Origin of the sequence: Gordonibacter pamelaeae 7-10-1-b, from assembly GCF_000210055.1 — a bacterium.
Taxonomy (GTDB): Bacteria; Actinomycetota; Coriobacteriia; order Coriobacteriales; family Eggerthellaceae; genus Gordonibacter; species Gordonibacter pamelaeae.
The window spans coordinates 266228-268593 of sequence record NC_021021.1; the positions used below are offsets into that span (position 1 = coordinate 266228).

Annotated in this window: 2 protein-coding genes; one reads left to right on the top strand and one right to left on the bottom strand. The window is 69.9% G+C overall.

The features are described from left to right. The coding region (locus GPA_RS01175; protein WP_083808816.1) for an ion transporter at positions 1-831 on the bottom strand (831 nt) is incomplete at its 3' end. Positions 832-1061: 230 nt separating this feature from the next. Between GPA_RS01175 and GPA_RS01180 the strand changes: the two genes are divergently transcribed. Beyond that, a partial coding sequence (locus GPA_RS01180) for a cation:proton antiporter (RefSeq protein ID WP_041238734.1) occupies positions 1062-2366 on the top strand: 1305 nt, incomplete at its 3' end.

Consider the following 2366-nt stretch of genomic DNA (forward strand, 5'->3'; position numbering starts at 1 on the left):
CCCGTCCCCCTCGCCGCGCCGCACGCGGGCGCGGGCGTCCTGCGCGCGGAACTCCGCCACGAATCCGGCCGAGAAGATGCCCGCCGGGATGGCCACCACGCCTATGGACAGCAGCATGGTGGCGAAGCCGATGAGCCGCCCCGCCGCCGTCACGGGCACGAGGTCGCCGTAACCCGTGGAGGTGATGGTGGTCATGGCCCAGTACATGCCCGTGAGCACGCTGTCGAACCGATCGGGCTGCACGGGGTGCTCGGCCTCGTACATGAGCACGCTGGCTGTGACGGTGAGCAGCCCCAGCACCGTGAACGCGGCAACGATCTCCTGGCGTCGCTTCGCGAACACGCGCGCGATGGAGCGCAGACCGCGCATGTAGCGCGACAGCTTGACGAGCCGCAGCAGGCGGATGATGCGCGCGGCGTTGAGCGCCGAGGCGGACACCGGCACCGCCAACACCAGCAGCCCCGGCAAAAACGCCAGCAGGTCGACGAGCCCCATGGGCGAGAGCACGTAGCGCAGCCGCGCCCTCGCGGGCCCGCAGCAAGGATGCACGAGGTCGGCCACCCACAGGCGCGCCGCATACTCCGCCGCGAAGCACACGCTCGAGGCCAGGCCGAACACGAGCAGTGCATGCGCCACGCCCGACGACACGTCGATCTGCGGCTCGGCGAACACGAGCAGCGCGTTCGCCACGATGAGCGCGAACAGCGCGATGCCCACCGCCCGCGCCGCGCCGCGCGCCGCGCGTACGTCCTCCAAGGCAAGGAACGCCTGCCGCTTGAGCGGGGACGCCTGGGCCAGCCGTCGCTCTGGCAGCTCCTCCCTCTTAGCCATGGGCCCGCGCCCGCCCTAAGCCGGCACGGGGCCGGCGGCCCTCGGCGGAGACCTCGATGGTGACGATCATGGGGTTCGCTCCTTCTCCTGCCCGCCCGCGCCGCAGGGGCGGCGGGCGCTACGTGCTCTGTGTGCGCCCCTAAGCATACCACGATGCCCTCCCCCTCCGTTGCGCTACAATGGCATCGTCCGTCTGCAAACGTTGTTTCCGCTCGCCCGAAAGGCCCTCCATGCCCGTCGACCTCATCTCGCTCGCCATCATCGCGCTCGTCGCGGCGGCGTGCCCCATCCTGGCCAAGCTCATCCCCGGCAAGCTCATTCCCGAGACGGTGTTCCTGCTCATCGCCGGCGCCGTGCTCGGGCCGAACCTCGTGGGCGCCATCGAGCTCACCGACTCGGTGGGGCTGCTGTCCGACCTGGGCCTGGCCTTCCTGTTTTTGCTGGCAGGCTACGAGATAAACCCGAGGAGCCTCACCGGCTCCCAGGGCAAGCGGGGCCTGGCCACCTGGGCCGTGTCCATCGTGCTGGCCTTCCTGTTCGTGCACTTCGCCAGCGGCCTGTTCGTGAACGAGATAGAGTCCGTGGCCGTGGCAATCGCGCTGACCACCACGGCGCTCGGCACGCTCATGCCCATCCTCAAGGAGCGCGAGCTCATGGGCACGCGCGTGGGAGAGTCCGTCCTGGCCTACGGCACGTGGGGCGAGCTGTGCCCGGTGCTTGCCATGGCGCTTCTGCTGTCGACGCGCGCCGAGTGGAAGACCGTGCTCATCCTGGTGGCGTTCATGGCCCTGTGCGTGCTGGTGGCGGTGGTGCCCGCCAAGGCGAAGAAGGCCGGCCACCGGCTGTTCCGCTTCCTCACCGCCAACGCCGAGGGCACCTCGCAGACCATGATGCGCGTGACGGTGCTCCTGTTGGTGGGGCTGGTGGCCCTGTCGGCCGCGTTCGACCTCGACATCGTGCTGGGGGCGTTCGCGGCGGGCTTCGTGCTGCGCTACATCATCCCCGAGGGCGACCACGCGCTCGAGCACAAGCTGGACGGCGTGGCGTACGGCTTCCTCATACCCATCTTCTTCGTGGTCTCCGGTGCGAAGATCGACCTGGCGGCCGTGTTCCAGCAGCCCGAGGTGCTGGTGGGCTTCATCGCGCTTCTGCTGCTCATCCGCGCCGTGCCCATCTTCGTCGCGCTCTCGACCGGCAAGGACACGCGCGACATATCCACGCACAACCGCCTGACCATCGCGCTGTACTGCACGACGGCGCTGCCCATCATCGTGGCCGTCACGTCGGTGGCCGTGAGCGCGGGCGCCATGCCGCAGGAGACGGCCAGCGTGCTGGTGGCGGCCGGAGCCATCACCGTGTTCCTCATGCCGCTTCTGGGCATGCTCACCTACCGCGTGGCCGACGCGAAGCCCATCGAGGCCGTGAGGGAGATCGCGCACAACCCGCGCGACATCGGCGACATCCTGCGCGAGCACTGGGAGCTGGAGCGCATGCTCGCGCGCAGGGAGGCGCTCGAGCGGCTGGCGGCGCGGCGG